Source organism: Streptomyces musisoli, assembly GCF_016741855.1.
GTDB classification, from domain to species: domain Bacteria; phylum Actinomycetota; class Actinomycetes; order Streptomycetales; family Streptomycetaceae; genus Streptomyces; species Streptomyces musisoli.
The window spans coordinates 1-722 of sequence record NZ_JAERRH010000102.1 but is presented as its reverse complement, the minus strand read 5'-3'; the positions used below and the strand labels follow the sequence as shown (position 1 = coordinate 722).

At 71.7% G+C, this 722-nt stretch carries 1 protein-coding gene; it reads right to left on the bottom strand.

All coding sequences use genetic code 11. From position 1 onward, the window contains the following. On the bottom strand, window positions 1-722 hold a 722-nt coding region (locus JK361_RS40645; RefSeq protein ID WP_236054683.1), incomplete at both ends, for a ketoacyl-synthetase C-terminal extension domain-containing protein.

Below are 722 nucleotides of genomic sequence, written 5' to 3'. Positions count from 1 at the left end.
ATCCTCGGCCAGGAACGCACGCACGGCCTCCGCCTGCGCCCCCACCGCCCCCTGTGACCTACCGGAGACCACCCACGGCACCACACCGGGCAGCTCGTCGTCGAGGCGTTCCCCGGGCTCCTTCTCCTGCTCCAGGCCCTGCTCGACGATCACATGGGCGTTCGTGCCACTGGCGCCGAACGCGGATATGCCGGCCCGGCGCGGTCGGTCCAGCTCGGGCCAGTCCCGCTGCTCGGTCAGCAGCTCCACCGCCCCCGCCGACCAGTCCACGTGCGACGACGGAGCATCCACATGCAACGTCTTCGGCAGCACACCGTTGCGCAGCGCCATCACCATCTTGATGACACCACCCACACCCGCGGCAGCCTGCGCATGCCCGATGTTCGACTTCAACGACCCCAGGAACAACGGACGTTCCCCGTCACGTTCCTGGCCGTAGGTCGCGAGCAAGGCGTGCGCCTCGATCGGGTCGCCGAGCCGCGTACCGGTGCCGTGCGCCTCGACGGCGTCGACGTCGCCGGCACCGAGCCGGGCGTCGGCCAGCGCCTGCCTGATGACCCGCTGCTGGGAGGGGCCGTTGGGCGCGGTCAGCCCGTTGCTGGCGCCGTCCTGGTTGACCGCGCTGCCCCGCACCACGGCCAGCACCGGATGCCCCAGCCGCACGGCGTCCGACAGCCGCTCCACCACCAGCACACCCACACCCTCGGACCAGCCGGTGCCGT